This window comes from Bilophila sp. T19-St14, assembly GCF_059728385.1.
In genome coordinates, this window is record NZ_BAAGFT010000001.1 from 1863305 (window position 1) to 1885414 (window position 22110).

At 56.9% G+C, this 22110-nt stretch carries 16 protein-coding genes; 8 read left to right on the forward strand and 8 right to left on the reverse strand.

What is annotated here, in order from left to right; all coding sequences use genetic code 11:
- Window positions 1–331: 331 nt before the first annotated feature.
- Complete coding sequence (locus AC6I1V_RS07995; RefSeq protein ID WP_497736959.1) at window positions 332–496, reverse strand: hypothetical protein; 165 nt, start codon at window positions 494–496, stop codon at window positions 332–334.
- A 720-nt stretch (window positions 497–1216) separates the two neighbouring features.
- Between AC6I1V_RS07995 and AC6I1V_RS08000 the strand changes: the two genes are divergently transcribed.
- Window positions 1217–2569, forward strand: coding sequence for an alanine/glycine:cation symporter family protein (locus AC6I1V_RS08000; RefSeq protein ID WP_308771134.1), 1353 nt, complete (start codon window positions 1217–1219; stop codon window positions 2567–2569).
- A 248-nt stretch (window positions 2570–2817) separates the two neighbouring features.
- On the forward strand, window positions 2818–3348 hold the full coding sequence (locus AC6I1V_RS08005; RefSeq protein ID WP_479859457.1) for a ferritin-like domain-containing protein: 531 nt from the start codon (window positions 2818–2820) through the stop codon (window positions 3346–3348).
- 1735 nt (window positions 3349–5083) lie between these two features.
- Here AC6I1V_RS08005 and AC6I1V_RS08010 read toward each other — a convergent pair.
- From AC6I1V_RS08010 to AC6I1V_RS08025, 4 genes are all read right to left on the reverse strand, one after another.
- A complete protein-coding gene (locus AC6I1V_RS08010) occupies window positions 5084–5596 on the reverse strand; it encodes a class I SAM-dependent methyltransferase (RefSeq protein ID WP_486853729.1) in 513 nt (170 codons plus the stop codon).
- A 189-nt stretch (window positions 5597–5785) separates the two neighbouring features.
- Window positions 5786–7309 carry a sigma-54 interaction domain-containing protein gene (locus AC6I1V_RS08015; RefSeq protein ID WP_308770757.1) on the reverse strand — a complete coding sequence of 508 codons (1524 nt, stop codon included), beginning with the start codon at window positions 7307–7309 and terminating at the stop codon, window positions 5786–5788.
- A 684-nt stretch (window positions 7310–7993) separates the two neighbouring features.
- Window positions 7994–8488, reverse strand: a complete 495-nt coding sequence (locus AC6I1V_RS08020) for a PD-(D/E)XK nuclease superfamily protein (protein WP_308770756.1) — start codon at window positions 8486–8488, stop codon at window positions 7994–7996.
- Complete coding sequence (locus AC6I1V_RS08025) at window positions 8485–9456, reverse strand: Dam family site-specific DNA-(adenine-N6)-methyltransferase (RefSeq protein WP_486853730.1); 972 nt, start codon at window positions 9454–9456, stop codon at window positions 8485–8487. Before AC6I1V_RS08025 ends, AC6I1V_RS08020 begins: the two co-directional genes overlap by 4 nt.
- A 449-nt stretch (window positions 9457–9905) precedes the next feature.
- Between AC6I1V_RS08025 and AC6I1V_RS08030 the strand changes: the two genes are divergently transcribed.
- The 6 genes from AC6I1V_RS08030 (at window position 9906) to AC6I1V_RS08055 (ending at window position 18575) form a co-directional block, all read left to right on the forward strand.
- On the forward strand, window positions 9906–11282 hold the full coding sequence (locus AC6I1V_RS08030) for a sigma-54 interaction domain-containing protein (protein WP_486853731.1): 1377 nt from the start codon (window positions 9906–9908) through the stop codon (window positions 11280–11282).
- A gap of 627 nt (window positions 11283–11909) precedes the next feature.
- Window positions 11910–12929 carry an ABC transporter substrate-binding protein gene (locus AC6I1V_RS08035; protein ID WP_486849693.1) on the forward strand — a complete coding sequence of 340 codons (1020 nt, stop codon included), beginning with the start codon at window positions 11910–11912 and terminating at the stop codon, window positions 12927–12929.
- Window positions 12930–13235: 306 nt separating this feature from the next.
- On the forward strand, window positions 13236–14744 hold the full coding sequence (locus tag AC6I1V_RS08040) for an SLC13 family permease (RefSeq protein WP_302554013.1): 1509 nt from the start codon (window positions 13236–13238) through the stop codon (window positions 14742–14744).
- Between the two features lie 81 nt (window positions 14745–14825).
- Entirely contained in the window at window positions 14826–16220 is a 1395-nt protein-coding gene (locus tag AC6I1V_RS08045) for an aldehyde dehydrogenase family protein (RefSeq protein WP_486853732.1), read from the forward strand.
- Between the two features lie 352 nt (window positions 16221–16572).
- Complete coding sequence (locus AC6I1V_RS08050) at window positions 16573–17694, forward strand: ATP-grasp domain-containing protein (protein WP_337430706.1); 1122 nt, start codon at window positions 16573–16575, stop codon at window positions 17692–17694.
- On the forward strand, window positions 17694–18575 hold the full coding sequence (locus AC6I1V_RS08055) for a succinate--CoA ligase subunit alpha (protein ID WP_302552986.1): 882 nt from the start codon (window positions 17694–17696) through the stop codon (window positions 18573–18575). Before AC6I1V_RS08050 ends, AC6I1V_RS08055 begins: the two co-directional genes overlap by 1 nt.
- 344 nt (window positions 18576–18919) lie before the next feature.
- On the opposite strand, the gene AC6I1V_RS08060 is transcribed toward AC6I1V_RS08055, so the two are convergent.
- From AC6I1V_RS08060 to prfB, 3 genes are all read right to left on the reverse strand, one after another.
- Window positions 18920–19933, reverse strand: coding sequence for a UshA-like (seleno)protein family 2 (locus tag AC6I1V_RS08060; RefSeq protein WP_486853733.1), 1014 nt, complete (start codon window positions 19931–19933; stop codon window positions 18920–18922).
- Between the two features lie 6 nt (window positions 19934–19939).
- Window positions 19940–20215 carry an HU family DNA-binding protein gene (locus AC6I1V_RS08065; RefSeq protein WP_294624138.1) on the reverse strand — a complete coding sequence of 92 codons (276 nt, stop codon included), beginning with the start codon at window positions 20213–20215 and terminating at the stop codon, window positions 19940–19942.
- Window positions 20216–20946: 731 nt separating this feature from the next.
- Window positions 20947–22096, reverse strand: a protein-coding gene (gene prfB / locus AC6I1V_RS08070) for a peptide chain release factor 2 (RefSeq protein ID WP_486853734.1) whose coding sequence is annotated in 2 segments (ribosomal slippage) — window positions 20947–22020 and window positions 22022–22096 — 1149 coding nt in all. Because the reading frame shifts where the segments join, the coding sequence is not laid out codon by codon here.
- Between the last annotated feature and the right edge of the window lie 14 nt (window positions 22097–22110).

Below are 22110 nucleotides of genomic sequence, written 5' to 3' on the forward strand. Positions count from 1 at the left end.
CGGATGACGGTTTCATCTCTACGGGCAGGGGCGTACTGTCCGCGCAAACGGCCCCCTTTCCGTTCCCGCTCCGAACTTTTTCCGAAGGCTGTGCCATAAGGAAACGGTTGATGCTTTATTTCTTGAAGCCCCTTCCAGAGTATGCGGTTATTTCATCTCCACAATACACTGAAAATAAAGCCTTTTTATCCAGTTTTCCCATTGACGGAATCCATAGCAGGCCGTGTCGTCAATTAGGTATAATCTGTTGAAGTTATTTAACTATTTTTCAAGCCATAAAAATACTATTTCGATAATTTCAAATAGTTGCATACAAAAATAACGACACGGCCTAGGGCATTTTTCGTTTAGGCTGTGCCATAGAAAACGGTTGATGTTCTATTTCTTGAAATTCCCAAGGAATAACCAATAAAGTGCCCCCATCACGGCGTCCGCCAGCGGAAAAATTGGAGAAAAAGTCTCTATTTTCAACATCCTGCTGAAATAAAACAACCATATGCTATGACAGAGCCTTCGTTTATTCCTTCGGAACTTCAAGGAAAAAAGCATCAACCATTTTCTATGGTACAGTCTTCTTGAAATTCCCAAGGAATAGCCAATAAACTGCCCCATCATGGCGTCCGCCAGAGGAAAAATTGGAGAAAAAGTCTTTATTTTCAACATCCCGCAGAAATAAAACAACCATATGCTATGATAGAGCCTTCATTTATTCCTTTGGAACTTCAAGGAAAAAAGCATCAACCATTTTCTATGGTACAGCCTTCTTGAAATTCCCAAGGAATAACCAATGAATGCCTCCAATCATGGGGCCCATCAGCGAAAACTGGAGAAACAGCCTGTATTTTCAGCATATTTTAGATATAAAACAACCGTATACTATGACAGGGACTTTCCGAAACGAACCCGTACAAGGGGAAACAGAGGCCGGTCATCTGCCGGCGGTTTAAGGATGACGCCACTCCCCCAGCATGGCCTTCATCCAGCGACCACCTTTCTTTTTTATAAAATATATCAATGTATTAAAAAATTCTCTTTCGTTTTGCACAGTTTTTTCTCCCCGTTCTAAAAAAATCGTCTGTTTACTTATACGCAACAATGGCTTAGACGCTTTAGAATAGCAAAAGCGTCTTTTCCGTCCGGGAAGCCGCACTCGCCGGAGGAGGGCGGGGCGGTTACGACGCCGTAACCTTCGATTCGCAGGAGAATGTGCCCCGTGATGGATCAGTTGACTAAAATCGTGTCCGAAATCAATGGGTTTCTGTGGGGGATGTACTGCCTGATCCCACTGTTGTGCGGCGTGGGCATTTACTTTACCCTGAAACTGGATTTCATCCAGATCCGCCGTTTCGGCCTTGCCGTAAAGTCGACGTTCGGCGGGCTGACCCTGCACGGCGAACGGGCCGGAAAGCACGGCATGAGCTCTTTCCAGTCCCTCGCCACCGCCATCGCCGCGCAGGTGGGCACGGGCAACCTTGCGGGCGCCGCGACCGCCATCGCCATGGGCGGCCCCGGGGCCATCTTCTGGATGTGGATCGCAGCCTTCTTCGGCATGGCCACCATCTTCGCCGAAGCCGTGCTCGCCCAGACCTACAAGACCACGGACGATCAAGGCCATGTCACCGGCGGCCCCGCCTACTACATCTCAAAGGGGCTCGGCAGTAAAAAGCTGGCGGCCTTTTTCTCCATCTCCATCATCATCGCACTTGGGTTCATCGGCAACATGGTTCAGTCCAACTCCATCGCCGACGCCTTCCAGACCGCCTTTTCCCTGCCTCCGCTGCTCATCGGCGTGCTCATCTCCGCGCTGGCCGCATTCGTGTTCTTCGGCGGCATGGGGCGCATCGCCGCCTTTACCGAAAAGATCGTGCCCATCATGGCGGCCCTCTACCTGATCGGCGGGCTCATCGTCCTGTTCGCCAACGCCTCCAACATCATACCGGCCTTCAAGATGATCTTCGTGGGCGCGTTCGATCCCGCCGCCGCCACGGGCGGCATCATCGGCGCGGGCGTCAAGGAAGCCATGCGCTACGGCGTGGCGCGCGGCCTGTTCTCCAACGAGGCGGGCATGGGCTCCACCCCGCACGCCCACGCCGTCGCCAAAGTGAAGTATCCCGCCCAGCAGGGCTTTGTCGCCATCATCGGCGTTTTCGTGGATACCTTCATCGTGCTGAACATGACCGCCTTCGTCATTTTCGTGACCAACTCCATCGACGGCTCCACCACCGGCATCGCCCTGACCCAGAAGGCATTTGAAAGCGGCCTCGGCTCCTTTGGCATCACCTTCGTAGCGATCTGCCTGTTCTTCTTCGCCTTCTCAACCATCATCGGCTGGTATTTCTTCGGCGAGCAGAACATCAAGTACCTGTTCGGCACCAAGGGCACGACGCCGTACCGCCTCATCGTCATGGGCTTCATCGTGCTTGGTTCCGTGTTGCAGGTGGATCTCGTGTGGGAGCTGGCCGATATGTTCAACGGCCTTATGGTGCTTCCCAACCTCATCGCCCTCATCGGGCTTTCCAAAATCGTCAGCATGGCGCTCAAAGACTACGACGCGAACAATCCGCGCTGACCTTCCCGCAGCGCGACGCCCAAAGCCCGTCGGAACAACCCGTGCCGCGCTGGATCTCGACGGCGTTTCCGTGACGACGCGCAAAGCCCGTCGGAACAACCGACGGGCTTTTTGCGCTGTTCCGCCCGTTTACGGGGGCGCATGAGACTTTTCAATGCTAATCCATTATAATCATTGAAGACAATCCATACCTGCCGCACACTGGAAGCAGTTCGGGAGCACAACACCTTTCAGTGAGGATACAAGGAATGACACAGGAAGCCGCCAAAAAAGAACGCGTGGCCAAGGTTATTGAAGTGCTGAACAAGGCCCGGAGCATGGAGCTGTATGCCGTACATCAGTACATGAACCAGCACTACAATCTGGATGACCTGGACTATGGCGAATTCGCCAATAAGATCAAACTGATCGCCATCGACGAAATGCGCCATGCCGAACAGTTCGCCGAACGCATCAAGGAATTGGGCGGCGAGCCGAACAGCGAACTGTCTTCCAAGATCACGAAAGGGCAGAAGGTCATGGACGTATTCCCCTTCAACGTAAAGGTGGAAGACGACACCATTGAGACCTACAACAAGCTGCTGGAAACCTGTCGCGCCAACGGCGACAGCGTGAGTGCCCGCCTGTTCGAGCGCATCTTGGATGAGGAACAGGTTCACGACAACTATTTCTGTAATATGGCCAACCACATCGAAACGCTCGGAAATACCTATCTCTCCAAGATAGCGGGCAGCGACTCCCCCGAAATTCCGAGCCGCGGTTTCGTAGACGCCGAATAAGCCCCCTCCCCGGAGCGCCTTTATCCCCTCCGAAGGCGCTTCCTTCCATACCCCTCGCAAAGAGCCCGCGCCGATCGCTCCTCCTCGGCACGGGTTCTTTGTTAAAGATTGGAGGGGGAAGGGGAACCTTTCTGGAGAAAGGTTCCCCTTCCCCCTCCAAACCTCCCCTTTCCCCTCCCAAGACTTTCGACCTTATCGAATCCCTGCCCTCAGCTTTCCCGAATGCATAAATTGCATTTATTATGTTGTTTCTGCAGTAAAAAAGGAAAAACTGGCATAAATGAAACATATTCGGAAGGCGTTGTCAGGCCAAACGATTGAGATTTGGTTTCTTGCAACTCCAAATAAAGAAGGGGCTGTCCTAGCTAAGGGAAAATAGTTAGGACAGCCCCATAAAAAATCAGTAAAGTGTTTCAGTTATAGAGCCCACTAACAGAAAACTCTCTGGAACGCTCTTTTTTCACTGTATGGTGTGGATAGGAGACAGGATAAGCCTCTGCCATAAAATACGCCTGATTCGCCTCCACAGCATGATGAAAATATAACCTTTTCTCCTGTTTTTCGTCGTTGGGCTCCGTAGTTGAAGCATTTTATTGGCTATCCCTTTGGAATTTTAGGAAGTAAATCTCCAACCCTTTCTATGACATAGCCTTCACTGTATAGTGTGAATAAGAGACAGGGTAAGTCTCTGTCATAAAATGCGGCTGTTTTGCCCACACAGCATGATAAAAATATACCTTTTCTCCAATTTTTCCGTAGACGGGTTCCGTAGTTGAAGCCTTTTATTGGTTGTCCCTTTGGAAGTTCAAGAAGGAAAGCATCAACCCTTTCTCTGATGTAGCCTAGGCCAACGAATGGATCGTCTACGGCAAATAATTGGCGTTTTATTTCTTGGCTCCCCATCAGGCAATAGACAAAATGTCCCAGCCATGAAGCCCACCAATAAAAAACGAAATATTTTTATTTTCAGTATATTATAAACTTACGACAATCATATCCTCTATAAAACTTTGGCTGTGTCATAGAAAATGGCTGATGCTCTTTCCTTGAAAGTTCCAAAGGAATAACCGGAAAAATGCTTTAGCTGTGGATTCCGCCAAGGGGAAAACTGGAAAAAAGGCTGTATTTTCCACCACACTGTGGAGATGAAACAACCACATACTATAAACAGGGCCTAAAAATTTACAATGTTCAAGTTTAAGCCACGCTCACTCTGGCATTGAACAGCGCAAATACATTGTGCTTATACCTTCACAGCGACCGCCTGCTTCCCGCAGTCGGAAAAGTATTTTCAACGTGAAAACGCTCTGGGCCGTGCGTCATTTTGCATGTAATTATTTGAAATTATTGAAAACAATCTTTTTGCAAATTAAAATAATTAAATTATTTCAATATATTATATAATTAACAACACAACCTAGCCATGAATTCCGCCAAGGAAAAAACTGGAGAAAAAGGCTTTATTTTTCAACATACTGTGGAGATGAAACCACCACATGCCATGATAGAGCCAAAACGGCCATATTCCATGACAGTGCCGTCCCCAAAGGCTATCTTCTGCACCATCCCCCAAAGCGCCCCTTATCGGCATCCAACCAACAGGGAACGCTGACAAGAGGGATTCAATAAGCGCGAAAGTCTTTGGGGTGGGAGGGGTGGGGTTTGGGGAGGGGAGGGAGGCCCTTTCTACAGAAAGGGCCTCCCTCCCCTCCCCAATCTTCACATCTCCCCATCTTCACCGAGCACGCGCCCCCGCCTCCCGGCGAAACCGAAAAACGCGGGCAGGCGGTACGTTGTGCCATACCTGACAGGAACCGACGCACCGGAAGCCGTCCTTGAGAAAGGCATTCACCTTGCGCCACGAGTAAGTATATTGAATGAGCAGGCCGCCTTCGTGCAGCACCTCGAACATGGCCCTGATGATCTGGTTGCGGACGCGCTCGTTCAGGGAAAGAAGGGGCAGGGAGGAAACGATGCAGTCCACCTGCCGATCCCTGGGGAGACAGCCCCCAAGCCAGCGGGCGTCCGCCTCAAGAACCGTCAGATGCGGGAAACGCTCCCGCAATAGGCTTGCCATAACCGGGGACTGCTCCACCACAACCAAACGCCGGGGGGCAATGCCCGCATCAAGCAACTGCCGGGTTACGGTTCCCGTTCCCGCCCCAAGTTCAACCACCAGCCCATCACCCTTGCGGGGAACGAAGGCGGCCATGCTCCGGGCAAGGGGCATACCGCTTGGGCATACCATGCCAACACTCCGCGGCGAACGTACCCATGCCCGGACGAACGCCGAAGAGGTGTCCATCCACTGGCGAAACGACCGAAAAGCCGGAATCGGAAAAAACATGCAGCAAACCTCTCGCTGTGTCATCGCATGGTATTTATGAAACACCAGCAATACAGGCTTCGTCCATGATTTCCGCCCGCTCTGAGCGGATCAGGGAGCCCCCTTGCGGAATGCCTTGTAGCCGAGGCCGAATTTCCGCATCCTCAGCCCCATGACCCGTTCACTGATGCCGAGCGACCGCGCGGCATGCCCCATATTGCCATGATGTTGCCGAAGGGCCTCGGTAATGAGCCGCCGCTCCAATTGATCGAGCGCATCCGGCAGCGTCCCCCGCAGCGAGCAAAACGCGCAGGGGGCCTGCATGGCGGGCGGAAGGAGATCCGGGCGGATCAGGCCGTCCGAGGTCAGGATGACGGCCCGCTCGATGACGTTTTCCAGCTCCCGGATGTTGCCGGGCCACGAGTGGGCCAACAGCAGCGCCTCAGCCTCAGGCGTAACCCTGAGCCCCCGTTTGCCTATCTTATGGCCATATTTCTCAAGGAAATTTTCGACGAGCAGAGGGATGTCCTCCCGCCGTTCCCGCAGGGGCGGCATTGAGACGGGAAACACGTTCAGCCGATAATACAAGTCCCTACGGAATACCCCATCCTTGACCATCTGCTCAAGGTTCCGGCTCGTGGCCGCCACCACGCGCACATCCACCTTATGGGTTTCCATGCCGCCGAGCCGCTCAAATTCCTGCTCCTGCAACACGCGCAACAGCTTGACCTGCGTGGAAACGGCAAGCTCGCCGATCTCGTCAAGGAACAGCGTGCCGCCGTCCGCCGCCTCGAAACGGCCTTTCCGCATACCGACGGCCCCGGTGAAGGCGCCCTTTTCGTGCCCGAAAAGCTCGCTTTCGATAAGCCCTTCCGGAAGAGCCGCACAATTGATCTTGATGAAGGGATGCCCGGCACGCGGGCTGCCCGCATGGATGGTGTTGGCGGCAAGCTCTTTGCCCGTGCCGCTCTCGCCGAGCAGCAGAACCGTGGCGCTGGTCGGGGCTACCTGTGCAAGCTGCGTCAGGACGGCCCGCAGCCCCGGCGAACGCCCCACGAACATCTCCGGGCGGGAGCGTTCCCGCAAGACATCCAGCAGGCGCCGGTTTTCCTCCAGCATCCGGTGGCGTTCCTGCCGGTTCTTCACGGCCTTGGAAATCAACGAGGCCAATACGGTCAAAAGGCGCATGTCCTCCTCAAGCGCTTCGGAGGCCGCGAACAGCCTGTCGGCGGACAGTGCGCCGATGACCCGGCCTTCCATCTTGACGGGCACGCAGATGAAGGAAACGGCCTCCTTGCGGCTGCGGCTCCCTGTCCGGTTCAGAAACAACGGCTCCACCAGCACGTTGGGGATGACCAGCGGCCTGCCGCTTTCAATGACCTTGCCGGTGATGCCCTCTCCGAGCTTGTAGCGGCCCTTGCTCTGCGCCTCCGCCGACATGCCGTAGGCGGCTTCAATGGCGATCTCGCCGTGCGCCTCGTCGAGAAGCGTAATCACGCCGCGCATCATGCCGGTATGTTCGGCCATGACCTCAAGCACGGTTTCGAGATTGCCGGACAAGTCGGAAGCGCTGTCCAAAATCTGCAAGACCTCAAACAGCAGACGGAGTTCCTTGACTTCATTACGGACTTGCACGAACCGGCTCCTTAGAGCAAATGAACTTTAACAAGGTTACAATAGTAAAATTTGGCTGTGTTATAGAAAATGGTTGATGCTTTTTTCCTTGAAGCTCCAAAGGGATAACCGGCAAAATGCCTTATCCGTAGCTCCCGCCAAGGGGAAAACCGGAGAAAAAGGCTGTATTTTCACCGCACTGTGGAGATGAAAAACCACAAGCTATAACAGAGCCTAAAATGTAAGGCCCGCTCGCTTCGGCCTTGAACAACGCAAAGACATTGTGCTTATACCTTACAGCCGCCTGCTTCCTGTAGTCGGAAGCGCATTTTCAACGTGAAAACGCTCTAGGCCGTGCCGTCAATTAGACATAATATATTGAAATTATTTGCTGTGTCATAGAACACGGTTGATGCTTTATTTCCTTGAAATTCCAAAGAAATAACCAATAAAATCCCCCAATCACAGAGCCCACCAGCGGAAAATTTGGAGAAAAAGCATATCTTTTCAGCACATTGCTGAAACAAAACAACCATGTACTATGACAGAGCCAAATTATTCAACTACTTTTCAAGTTGCGAAAACATTATTTTAATAATTTCAAATAATTAAATACAAGACACCGACACAACCTAAGGCATTTTGCCGATTGTTCCTTGGGGACTCCAAGGAAAAAAGCATCAGCCATTTGCTGTGGTACAGCCTTTACCTCAACCTCCGGTTCGCCCAGACGAGGAACTCCACAAGGTTGAATACATGGATCCGCTTGGCGTCCTGCGAAGCAGCGGCCTGCTTGAGCCACGCCAGCGCGCCGGGTTTGTACCCGTTGCCGTCTATGAGCAGGATGATCTCGTGCTCAGGCATGGCCTGTATGCAGTTCAGATACAGGTAAGGGAATTTTTCATCCACGCTGCCCTGTGACTGCTGCCATTTGCATTCAATGCGGACGGCGAGCCCGCGGGAGGCCGAGACCGCCAGGAACTCCGTCACCCCCCGGTGCCCGTAGATGGACTGGTAAGGCACCCGCCGCACCAGCAGATCAGGAATGGGGACGCCGGGCAGCGTCCCCCCTGAGGCGAGCTTTTCGTACTCGGCAAAAGCCACTTCGCGGAAGCCGTGCGAGGCGAACGCCTGCCGCACCTGCTGTTCAAGGATATTGCCCTGCCTGTTGGCGATGGCGCCGCCCTGCTCCGATGTCATAGGAATACCGCCAGAAGTTCGCGCGCGGCCCCACGCCGTGCGCCGTTGCAACTGATGAACCGCTGCACCGGGAACGATTCCAGCCGGGCATCGGCATAAAGCCCGCGGGTAAGCGGCACATCATGGTTGCTCAAAACCACGGGCACGCCCCGTTTCGCTGCGGAGGACGCTTCGGAGGCCAGATCCACCTGCTCCTGAACCCCGAACCCGCCGCCGGTGTAGCTGGTAAAATTCGCCGTGGCGGAAACCGGCGCATAGGGCGGGTCGCAGTATACCACGTCCCCCGGACGCAGCGCGGCGAACGTAGACCGGAAGTCCTGCACGGCGAACGTCACGTCGCACCTGCGGAGCTTGTCCAGAAAGGCCGTCAATTCCCGTTCGGGGAAGTATGGGGCCTTGTACTTTCCAAACGGCACATTATAGATGCCTTTGCTGTTGTAGCGGACAAGCCCGTTATAGGAATGGCGGTTGAGGTACAGGAAAAGGGCGCTCCGTTCTTCGGCGTCCGAGGAGGCGTTGAAGGCTTCCCGCAGGCGCAGGAACGCTTCCTGCGTATTGTTGCCCGGCGTGAACAGGGCCCGCGCCTCCGCGATGAACCGTTCCCCGTCCCGCCGCAACGTTCGGTACAGCCCTATGAGATCCGCATTGAGATCGCACAGCAGGTAGGACGTGAACCCCGCGTTCAGGAATACGGCCCCAGACCCCACAAAAGGCTCCACAAGGCGCGCCCCCGCAGGGATGCTCGGCAAAAGGCGATCCAGAAGGCGGTATTTGCCCCCTGCCCATTTAAGAAACGGCCTCGTCAAATCCATAAGGAACCCCAAAAAAAGCTGTCCGTCGCCCGCCGTGACGGGCAAGAAATGACGCCGGAGGCTGATGCGCCCCCATATGGGCGGCGCGCCGCAGCGGTGGCGTATTGGCTGTGCGAAGAAAGACAGAGAAGTACAGGCTGCAGAAAAAACAAGCAAGCCTTCTCATCGGTGGTGGATATGCCGGGAACCGATCAGGCCGTGAATGATTCCTCCCGCATGAAACTCGCGGCGTCGGGAGGCTCCGGGAACCGATGCCCGTGAAAGACGCTTGCGTCCCTCCTTGTTCCAGTTGTAGCATGCCAACTCCACTCCATCCACGAGACATTCGCCCTTTTGATGATTTTCTAAAGGCTCTGTCATAGTACATGGTTGTTTTTTCAGCAATATATTGAAAATATATGCTTTTTCTCCAATCTTTCCGCTGGCGGGCTCTGTGATTGGGGGATTTTCTTGGTTATTTCTTTGGAATTTCAAGGAAATAAAGCATCAACCGTTTTCCATGACACAGCCTTTCTAAAAAATTCATTTTGAATTTAAGAGAGTTGAAATACGACTTTCATTGTAGAAGCGAACGTCTCCCATCCACGCCATGCCAAGGATTCCGAATGGACATTTCACAGCGCAACCTCCTCGAACTGGCCATGAGCAGCCTCCCCACGGGGCTGTTCATCTGCGACAGGGACGGCATCATCCGGTTCATCAACGACGCCTACGCCAACTACCTGCGCATCCGCCCGGAAGAAGCCCTGGGCCGCCATATCACGGATTTCATCCCCGATTCCGGCATTCCGGCCGTCATCGCTTCCGGCGAGCCGGATCTCGGCGCGTGGCGGAGCATTCAGGGCAGCGAAAGGAAGCTCCTCGTCAACCGCATCCCGCTCCGCGATCAGGACGGGCTTGTCATCGGCGCGTTCTCCCTGACCCTGTTCGATACCCCCGAACAGATACAGGCCCTGCTCCAGCGCGTGGATTTGCTCGACAAGAAGGTGAACTCCTACGCCCGGCGCATCAAGAGCGCCCTCCGGGCAAGCCACACCATCAATTCCATCCTCGGCAACAGCCCCGCCATCACGGTATTCAAGTCGTACCTGCTGCACTACGCGCGGACGGAATCGCCCGTCCTCATCCTCGGCGCGACCGGAACCGGCAAGGAATTGGCTGCCAGCGCGATCCACATGGCAAGCAACCGGCCCGACGGCCCCTTCGTCAGCATCAACTGCGCGGCCATCCCGAAGGAACTGTTCGAGTCCGAAGTCTTCGGCTACGTGCCCGGAGCCTTCTCCGGCGCGCACAAGGACGGCAAGATCGGGCAAATCGAACTGGCCGATCAGGGGACGCTGTTCCTCGACGAAGTGGGGGATCTTCCCCTGCACGCACAGGTCAAGCTGCTCCGTGTGCTGGAAGAGAAAACCCTCTGCCGGCTCGGATCATCACAGCCCCGCGCCGTGGATTTCCGGCTTGTCGCCGCAACCAACCGCGACCTCAAGAAAATGATCGCGGCGGGGACGTTCCGCGAGGATCTGTATTACCGCATCAATCCCATGACCCTCAACCTTCCGCCCCTGAGCGAACGGGTGGAAGACATCCCGCTGATCGCGCGCGATGTCCTCAACCGCATGGGCGGCGAAGGGATCGAGTGTACGGAAGGCGCCATGAATGCGCTTATGCGTTACCGGTGGCCCGGCAACATCCGGGAACTGCGCAACGTGCTCATCCGGGCGCTGAGCCTGTGTTCGGGCAACCAGATCACCCTGACCGACCTGCCCCCGGAACTCCGCCAGCAAGCCATGGCGGAACCGGCGGGCACGGACGGGAAACTCCAGTCCGTCGTCAAGAACAGCGAAGCGCAAACCATCCTCATCGCCCTCGGCGATCACCACTGGAACGTCGCCAAGACAGCCCGCGCCCTCGGCATCTCCCGCGCCAGCATGTATGAAAAGATGCGCAAATTCGGCATTCGGAGGCCTCCAAGCGGCTTTTAGCCCATTTTGTGAACAAGATATTTGGTTCTGCCATGAAATATGATTGTTCATCCCCATGGCATAGGGGAAATATTACATTTTCCCAGTTTTCCTTTGATGCGCTTTGCGGTTAATACGCCTTATTCGTTACCCATTTGGAATTTAAAAAATAGGCTGTGTTATAGAAAATGGTTGATGCTTTTTTCCTTGAAGCCCCAAAGGGATAACCGGCAAAAGGTCTTATCTGTAGCTCCCGCCAAGAGGAAAACTGGAGAAAAAGGCTGTATTTTCAATGTACTGTGGAGATGGAACAACCACAAACTATAACAGAGCCTTTTGTAAAGCCCAAACGTTGGCTGTCATCAATGCATACCTCCCCGCCCATCCCCTCCTCCGATCCGCCTCCCCCTCCCAGGGCGGCAGCGGGAAGTGTCCCCTTCCCAGGCGTATGCCTTTCCATGCATGTCTGGACAGACTGTCTGTTTTCCCATACGCCAGAGATGCCCCACACTGAAGGCCGGCATCTTTTCTCCCGCCGCTAACCTGTTGTATAGACAGGCGGCCATTTCCATATCCGGCTTTCCGGGACATGGCATATGAATTGCTTGTTCTTTTTATTGCAAAGCAATCAGTTATCGGAGGTTTCACATGCATAGGCTGCTTGGTGGGCTGTGTGCGGCCCTGTTGTTTCTGGCAGGCTTGCCCCAGATCGGGCACACCGCTGATCCCATCCCGTTGAAAACGGCATGGCTCGGAGAACATGAAGCCTTCGCTGCTTGGTATGCCAAGCAAAAAGGCTGGGATCTGGAGGAAGGGTTCCGTCTGGAAATGCTTTCGTACGATTCAGGAAAACAGCTTATGGCGGGCATGGGTACGGCGCACTGGGAAATCGCTGCCTGCGGGGCCATTCCCGCGCTGACCGCGTCGCTGGACAACCAAGCCGAAATCATCGCCATCGGCAATGACGAATCGCTCTCCACAGGCATCTATACACGGAAGGACAGCCCTATCCTCGGTCATACCGGCTACAACGCCCTTTACCCGGAAATGGCGGGCACCGGCGGCACGGTACGCGGGAAAACCATCCTGTGCACCACAGGCTCCGCCGCGCACTACACGGTGCACAAATGGTTGAAAGCCCTCAGCCTGACGGAAGAGGACGTTGCCATCAAGGACATGCCGCCCCAAGACGCCTTGAAATCGTTCCTGAACGGCGAGGGCGACGCTGTGGCCCTGTGGTCGCCGTATACCCTTGAAGCCGAACAGCACGGGCTCGCGCCGATCACCCTGTCCAGCCAGTGCGACGCCAGCCAGCCGACGCTGCTCCTCGCCAACAAGGCGTTCGCCAAGGAGCACCCCGATCTCGTTGCCGCCTTCCTTAAGATGTATTTCCGCGGCATCACGGCCCTTCAGGAAACACCGCGCGAACAGCTCATACAAGACTACCGGGCGTTCTATCATGCATGGACGGGCCGGAACCTGCCCCCGCAGGCTACCGCGTGGGAACTGGCGAAACACCCCGTCTACAGCTTGGAAGGGCAGCTCATGCTCTTTGATCCCGCCCAGAAGAAGCTGCACACATGGCTTCAGGAGCTGGCCTCCTTCGTTGGGGGCAAAAACCGGCTCAGTGACGTTACAGACATCTATTTGAAAAAGCTTGCACAATAATATAGTTCCAAGCATTCCGTGCGCGAACGCCAGCCGTCCTGAAAAGACGGCTGGCGTTTTTCTTTACACAGTATGTCTGGATATACAGACATACAAGCGTGCATGTCCAAAAATAAAGACACTTCTGCGCGGCACTTATCACTGCACCCCTTGGGGATTCCGTTTATAACCACCGTATATTCCAGTTGATCCACAAAATTCGTACTTAAAATCACAATCTGGCATGCCCATTGCTATAAAAAGAACAAAGTCAACTGGTACTTTTTAGGATTTCCCATCAACCGGCATACTCAGCGGAGATACCACATGAGTCGCTTGGACAACTGCCTTACTGCCATTGTCGGCGATAGAGTGCCTCTGGAAACCGCGCGGAAGACCTTTTTCTTCCTAGTGGGCATCATCGTCATGTTGATCGTCATTGCACTGCCTACCCCGGAGCCTTTCTATAAAGGAACAGAAGCCATCCCGCTCACGCAAAGCGCCAAATGCGTTATGGGGGCGCTCTGTTTTGCGGTCATCATGTGGATGACGGAAGCCATCCCCTTCCCCGCGACGTCGCTCTCCCTGATCGTGCTCCTGCACGTCATGAACATCGACAAGTTCAGCAGCCTTGTGAAGCTTGGCCTCGGCAACTCATCCATCATGTTCCTCATGGGCGCTATGGGGCTCTCCGCAGCCATGACGGAATCCGGGCTTGCCCGCCGCTTCATGTTGTGGATGCTCACCAAGGTAGGCCGGCGTACTGACCGCATCGTGCTCGCCTTCATTACGGTCGGGGCACTTACGTCCATGTGGGTCACGGACATGGCCGTCGCCGCCATGCTGCTCCCGCTCGGCATGAGCATCCTTCAGGGCAGCGGCTGCAAGCCCTTGGAGAGCAATTTCGGACGTGCCCTCATGATCGGCATCGTCTGGGGCTCCCTCATCGGCGGCACGGCGACCCCCGCCGGCTGCGGCGCAAACGTCCTTGCCATGCAATACGTCCGCGACATCGCACAGCTTGACGTCTCCTTTGCGCAGTGGATGGCTGTCGGCGTTCCCGGTGCACTGCTCATGATCCCCCTCGGCTGGTTCTGCCTCATGAAGCTTTTCAAGCCTGAGTTTAAGGAAATCCCCATCACCCTCGACAGCATCAAGGCCGAGCTCGCAGCCCTCGGCGGCCTGAAGGTCAAGGAAATCCGCACCCTCGTCGTCTTCGTAACGATGGTCTTCCTGTGGCTCGGCGGCTCAAACCTTGAACCGTATATCGGCTTCAAGGCCCCCGAAGCTTTCGTCGCCCTATTCGGCTTCGTCCTCCTGTTCCTCCCCGGCCTGCGCGTTTTTGACGACTGGAAGGAAGCCTCTCGCAGCATCGACTGGGGCGGGCTCATCCTCATCGCGGGCGGCATTTCGGCAGGCATGCTCCTTGCCAGCACCGGGGCGGCCCGTTGGATCGCTTGGGGAACGCTTTCCGGCGTCGGCGAACTGCACCCCGTCCTGCGCGTCCTTGCCGTCATCACGATGGTTGAACTGCTCAAGATCTTCTTCTCTTCCAACAGCGTCACCGGCGCCGTGGTCATGCCCCTCATCATCGCCCTCGGCCTCGACATCGGCATGAACCCGTGGGTGCTCGCCGGCCCCGCAGGCATCGCCACCAGCATGGCCTTCATCATGGTCACGTCCAGCCCTACCAACGTCATTCCCTACTCTTCCGGCTACTTCCGCATATCGGATTTCGCCAAGTCGGGCGTCTTCATGACCATCATAGCCATCCTGTGCGTTACGTTCTCGGTGGCGGTATTCGGCAAGTTTGCCGGGATGGACATCTGGCATTAACATAGGACAATTACAGGCAAACCTTACTCGTCATCATTGCAACTCCACCATAAAGCCGACCAACACACAACGGAGGATTTCATGAAGACCGTCAGCGAACAGATGGAACTGGCCCGCAAGGCGCAAGCAATCGTCAACGACTACACGCAGGAACAGATCGACGAGATATGCCTCGCCATCGGCTGGGAAGTCTACGAAGACGAAAACATCGCCAAGCTCGCCAAGATGGCTGTGGAAGAAACCGGCTACGGCAACGTCCAGAGCAAGATCATCAAGCACAAGCGCAAGGTCGGCGGCGTGCTGCACGACATCAGGGGCGCCAAGAGCGTGGGCCTCATCGAACGCAATGAAGAGACCGGCATCTCCAAATATGCCAAGCCCGTGGGCGTGGTCTGCGCCATCCTCCCGGCGACGAACCCCACCGCCACATGCGGCGGCAAGGCCGTAGGCATCCTCAAGGGCCGCAACGCCGTCATCTTCAAGCCCAGCTCCCGCGCGCTGAAAAGCACCACCGAGGCCATCAACATGATGCGCGCCGGCCTGCGCAAGGTCGGGGCCCCCGAAGACCTCATTCAGGTGCTTGAAGATCCGAGCCGCGAAGCCATCACCGAGCTCATGAAGGTTTCCGATCTCATCGTCGCCACCGGCAGCGGTCAGGTCGTGCGTGCCGCCTACTCCAGCGGCACCCCGGCCTACGGCGTCGGGCAGGGCAACGCCTGCGCCATCGTAGCCGAAGACGCCGACGTCGTCGAAGCCGCCAAGATGATCTGCGGCAGCAAGCTGTTCGACTACGCCACATCCTGCTCGTCCGAAAACGCGGTCATCCCGGTTGAAGCCGTCTACGGCCAGTTCATGGCCGAAATGAAGAAAAACGGCTGCCACCTCGTCACCGGCGAAGACCGCGAAAAGCTGAAGAACCATATGTGGAAGCTCAACGCCAAGGGCAAAATCGCACTCAACCCCGACATCATCGCGAAGTCGGCGCAGGTCATCGCGGACGGCGCGGGCATCAGCATCCCCGAAGGCACGGACATCCTCCTTGTCGAAGGCATGGAACCCATCCCCGACGACAAGTTCCACGACGAGAAGATCTCCCCCGTCCTCACCGTCTACAAGGCCAAGGACTTCAAGGACGCCTACCGCATCCTCGTCGAGCTGACCAACCTCGTCGGGCGCGGCCACTCCTGCGGCATCCATACCTACAAGCGTGAGTACATCGAGTACCTCGGCGAACATATGAAGTCCTCCCGCATCACCGTGCGCCAGTCCATGAGCGCGGGCAACGGCGGGCACCCCTTCAACCGGATGCCCTCCACCGCCACCCTCGGCTGCGGCACATGGGGCGGCAACAGCACCACGGAAAACGTCCATTGGCGCCATTTCATCAACGTCACGTGGGTCAACGAGCCCGTAGCCCCGTGGGCCTTCACCGACGAAGAGATGTGGGGCGATTTCTGGAAGAAGTACGGCAAATAAGAAGATGAACGGGATATGAAGGCTGGGGAAGGGGAGAAGGAACCCTTCTGAAGAAGGGCTTCCTTCTCCCCTTCCCCAGACCCCATCCCCTCATCCTCCCAAGACTTTTGCCTTTATCGAATCCCTGTCCGCAGGTTTTCCAAACGGCAAAAAAAGAAAAAGGCGCGCAGCGGCTTTTTCCCAAAGACACAACAAACACAAAGAGAAACGCCTGACTCCCTCAACAGCTCGCACCTCCGGCAACAGGAGCGCCGCGGCAACGCAGGGGTCCGGGGGGCATCATGCCCCCCGGCGGGGGTCAAGGGGGCAGGGCCCCTTGCCGCCGGAGGCGTCTCTTCCAAAAGGAACTGCCATGAAGCTGTTTGAATATCAGGCGAAGGAAGCCTTCCGCGAAAAAGGCCTGCCGACCCCGAAGGGCGTACTGGTACGCGGTATGGACGAACTGGACGGCGCGTTTGCGGAAATCGGGTTCCCCTGCGTGCTCAAGTCGCAGGTGCTGCGCGGCGGGCGCGGCAAGGCCGGGCTCATCAAGGTCGTGAAGGACGCCGAAAGCGCCAAAGCCACCGCCAAGGCCCTGTTTGAATCCGAACACAATGTCCGCATGCTCCTCGTTGAAGAGGCCGTGGACATCGACCGCGAAATCTATCTCTCCATCACCGTGGATCCGGTGGAATCCAAGATCATGCTCATCGGCTGCGCCGAAGGCGGCGTGGAAATCGAAAAGCTCGCCGCCACTGCCCCCGAAAAGATCGTCACCGTGCGCGTGGACATCGCCGAAGGGCTCGGCGGCTACCACGTCAACAACCTCATCTACGGCATGGGGCTGTCCGGGGATCTCGGCAAGCAGGTCGGCGCGGCCGTGCGCGGCCTCTACAAGACCTTCCGCGCCTATGACGCACAGCTCGCCGAAATCAACCCGCTGTTCATCACCAAGGACGGCAAGGCCATCGCGGGCGACGGCAAGCTCATCATCGACGACAACTCCGTGTGGCGCCAGCCCAACTACCCGCTTACCCGCGACTATTTTGACTCCGAAGTCGAATTTGAAGCCGCGCAGGAAGGCATCCCCTACCTCCAGTTCAACGGCGACATCGCCCTGATGTGCGCGGGCGCGGGCCTGACCACCACCGTATTCGATCTTATCAACGACGCGGGCGGGCACCCGGCGACCTATGTGGAATTCGGCGGGGCCAACTACACCAAGGCCGTCCGCACTATGGAGCTCTGCCTCAAGACTCCGAGCAAGGTCATCCTCGTGGTCACCTTCGGAACCATCGCCCGCGCGGACGTCATGGCGCAGGGCCTCGTGGAAGCCATCAAAGCCCACCAGCCCAAGCAGCCCATCGTTACCTGCATCCGCGGCACCAATGAAGAGGAAGCCTTTGCCATCCTGCGCGACGCCGGGCTGGAACCCCTGACCAACACTGAAGAAGCCGTGCAGCGGGCTGTGGACATCGCTGCCGGGAGGGCATAATGAGCATTTTCATCCATAAGGATTCGCGCGTGGTTGTGCAGGGCGTCACCGGCAAGGAAGGCGCTTTCTGGACGAAGCACATGAAAGATATGGGCACGCAGGTCGTTTTCGGCGTCACCCCCGGCAAGGAAGGGCAGGACGTGGACGGCATCCCGGTGTACCACTCCGTCCGCCGCGGCATGAAGGATCACCCCGCCGACGTCGCCATGCTGTTTGTGCCCCCCAAGTTCACCAAGGACGCCGTGTTTGAGGCCCTCGACGCGGGCATCAAAAAGATCTGCACCATCGCGGACGGCATCCCGCTGCACGAAGCCGTCCAGATCCGCCGGGCCGCGCTTTCCTGCGGCGCGATGGTCGTGGGCGGCAACACGTCGGGCATCATCTCCGTGGGCGAAGCCATGCTCGGCACCATCCCCTACTGGATCGACCGCGTATACAAGAAGGGCCACGTCGGGGTCATGACCCGCAGCGGCTCCCTGACCAACGAAGTCACCGCCGAAATCGTCAAGGGCGGGTTCGGCGTCACGACCCTGATCGGCGTGGGCGGCGACCCGGTCCCCGGAACCCGTTTCGCGGAACTCCTCCCGCTGTATGAAGCCGACCCGGACACCCACGCCGTCGTCATCATCGGCGAACTCGGCGGCACGATGGAAGAGGAAGTGGCCGAAGCCATGCAAGCCAAGGCCTTTACAAAGCCGCTCGTGGCCTTCATGGGCGGGCGTACGGCCCCCGAAGGCAAGCGCATGGGGCACGCCGGAGCCATCGTCACCGGCGGGCGCGGCACCGTGAAGGGCAAGACTGAAGCCATCGTCAAGGCGGGCGGCAAGGTCGCCAAGCGTCCGAGCGAGGTGGGCGCGCTGCTCAAGGAATTCCTCGGATAACCCTGTGGAGCGCCCCGTAAAAGGGGCGTTCCTTTTTCGGTTAGCTGTGTTATAGAAAATGGTTGATACTTTTTTCCTTGAAGTTCCACAGGAATAACCGACAAAATGCCTTAGCCCTGTATTCCGCCAAGAGGAAAACCGAAAAAAAGGCTGTATTTTCACAGCACTGTGGAGATGAAACAACTACAAACTATAACAGAGCCTTTCGGTTAACCAATCAAGGCCACCCGCATAACGGGTGGTTTCCTGTTTCGCTCACTTCGTATTCTCAACAGGCTGAAGCTCACAATAAAAGGCGCCGTCCTCACGGGCGGAGCCTTTTTCATGGATAACCGTCAGGAAAATCAGCGTGAACTTGCTTTGGGAAGCAAGGCTTCCATATGCGGATCGGACGGGATGGCGGAAGTGAGGCGCACTTCCTGCGCCTGCATGGAAAGGCCCCATTCCCACGCAAAGGGCATACCCGGCTCAGGCAGGGCCATGATGTCGATGATCATGACGCTGCGCCCGTCCTTGTCGGCCCGCGACCAGATGAGGCCGGGGGCCTGCGCGTTGACCTCCCCCGCGAACGCCGCGCCGGGGCCGCCGCCAAGCAAAAGATGGTAACGCTGTTCCAACGCTTCGCGGACGGCGAACTCCCCTTCAAATCCCCACGGGCTGATCCCGATGCGGATCGCGGCGTCGGAAGCGGCATCAGCCGCGGCAAGCACCGACGCGAGGAGCTTCGGCGTGGGCGTCTCCGTTTCAGCCGTCCCCCCTGCGGAAAGCGGCGGGAACAGGATCACCGCCACGGGCACCCCGCCGACATGGAACCGCTTCGTTATGGGCCTGCCGCCCACTTCGACGAAATTCCGGGGGCGCGCCGCACCGAACCATGCGGCGGAGGCGGCGGACAACATGCCGCAATCGACATGCAGGGCATCGTACACGGCGCGCACGGTTTCCGGTGAGGCATCGCCCGTTTTCGCGGGATCGGGGAGTTCTGTATCAGGGGAAAATTCGTCCGCCCCCACCAGCGTCAGGGTGGGCACGGATCCGCGCCGAAAGCGTTCGAGAACGGTGGCCCGCCGGGCCACGCCGCCTACCAGCGTGTGCCCTCAGGAGGGGCAGGGATGGAGCGCGCCGTGGGAATCGGCGGCATACAGGATACGCAGGATCGGCTGTGCCGTGGCGGAAACGGAAAACTCAGGGGCCGCCCGGAGCCCCTCACCCTCGTAGAAAAGCTCGGAGGCCGCCGCCGTCCCGATAAAAAAGGACAGCAAAAGGCATAAAACAAGAAAGCCGGGGGAGGCTGGCCCCCCCGGACATCTGCGGGATGTTTTCACGCCGTCCGTATGCACAGGGACGAATTCCCGCATCCCAACTTACGCGTTGAGATATTCTTTGAGTTCTTTCCCGGCGCGGAAGAAGGGGAGGCGCTTGGGCTCCACGGCAACCTTTTCACCGGTACGCGGGTTGCGGCCAGCATAACTGCCGTATTCCTTCACCTTGAAACTGCCGAACCCGCGGATCTCCACACGGCCGCCTTCAAGGAGGGATTCCTTCATGCTGTCCACAAACGTATTGACCACAAGGGTCGCCTCATCCAGAGAAATGTTGGCCTGATCAGCCAAGGCTTTGACCAGCTCGCTTTTGTTCATGACAACTCCGTGAAAAGTGCAGTATTGCTGCAATATACATAAGCCCAACGGCATGGGCAAGAGGATTTCTAACAGAAAATCACTTTTACTCTCACCATGTTGTGAATCTCACAACAGCGGCCCTTCCCGTCCGGGCATCCGCCGCCCCTTCTCCCGCAAGGCTTTTAGAACGGTTTTCGCCGGTTACGGGGCAATGCCCGCCCTGTTCCGCTATACAGCCATCAATATTCAAAAATGGCAAACGGTTCGCGGGCTGAGAGGAATCGGGAGCCGGAAGGGGGGCACATGGCAGGAATTCTCTACGGCATAGTGGAAGGCGGCATGGCGCCATGCTGAAAAAAGCCTTGTATTGGCGCCAGTACCGTTATTTCGGGCAGCGTCCCAACAGGGTGCCCTTTCCCAATGCATCCACTCCCAATGCGCCCACAGCGAAAACCGTATCCTTCCCAAGAAGGCCCCGTCGCAAAGTCTTTATTTTCACTGTATTGTAGAGATAAAACAACCACATATATGAAAGCCCCCAATAAAAGGGTAACCACTTAATATAACATGAAATCAAAGAAAAACCATAAACGGGCTCCACACAAACGCCTTTGGGGAGCGTTCCGGCAGAATAGGGATGGGGGAGGATGCCTTTCCTATAGAAAAGGCATCCTCCCCCCATCATAGCCTTACATCACTTCCTGCGGATGCCGCACACAGAGCGGTTTTCTCAGGCCCGCCGGAAGCTGTCAGCGCTGCTGCTTGGTCGTATGCTGCCACAACAGGTAATCACGGAGCAGCTTGTCGATGCGGCCGTCAAGCACGGCGTCGGTGTCGCCTATTTCGCAATTGCTGCGGTGATCCTTCACCAAGCGGTACGGCTGCAACGTGTACGTGCGGATCTGGCTGCCGAAGCTGATGGCATTTTTGCCCGCATACTCGGCCTGACGCGCGGCATCGCGCTTGCTCAGCTCCAAATCGTAAAGGCGCCCGCGCAGGATGCGCATGGCGGAATCCTTGTTGTGGTGCTGCGAACGCTCATTCTGGCACTGGACGGAAATGCCCGTGGGGATATGCGTGATGCGCACGGCGGAATACGTCGTGTTCACGCCCTGCCCGCCGGGGCCGCTGGCGCAGAAAATATCCACGCGCAGATCCGATTCCTTGATCTCTATTTCGATGTCGTCGCCCGCATCGGGGATTACATCCACCGAGGCAAAGGAAGTGTGGCGGCGTCCCGAAGAGTCGAAGGGCGAAATGCGGATAAGGCGGTGGATGCCGCGCTCGCCTTTGAGGAAACCATAGACGTTCTCGCCGGAAATACGCAGGCTCACGCTCTTGATCCCGGCCTCGTCGCCGGGCAGGAAGTCCAGTTCCTCCACGGAAAAGCCGTGCGAATCAGCCCAACGCAGGTACATGCGCTGGAGCATCTGCGCCCAGTCCTGCGCCTCGGTGCCGCCCGCGCCGGGGTGGATTTCAAGAATGGCGTCGGCGTGATCCTCTTCGGAAGAAAGGAGCAGGTTGGTTTCCGTTTCCTCAAGAAGTTCGGTGAGGCGCTCAATTTCGGCGCTCAACGACTCCAGCGCTTCGGCGGCATCGTCGCCTTCCTTGACTTCCGCGCCGCCGGAAAGCTCTTGTGCCATTTCCTGCCAATCCAGCATGGAGGTATGGCAGTTCCTGAGCGCATCAAGGCGGGCCAGCTCCGTTTCCAGACGGCTCTTCTCGCGCAGCACCGGGGTCAGCTTTTCCGGGGCGTTCCACGCGTCGGGCGCGGAGAGTTCCTTCTCTATTTCAGCGAGGCGTGCGGACAGGGAAGGCTGGTCAAAGACGCCCCCAGAGCGTCTCGAACTGCGAGGACAACGCCGCGATGCGGCTTTTCAAATCAGCAAGCTGAAGCATTGGAAATCCTTGTC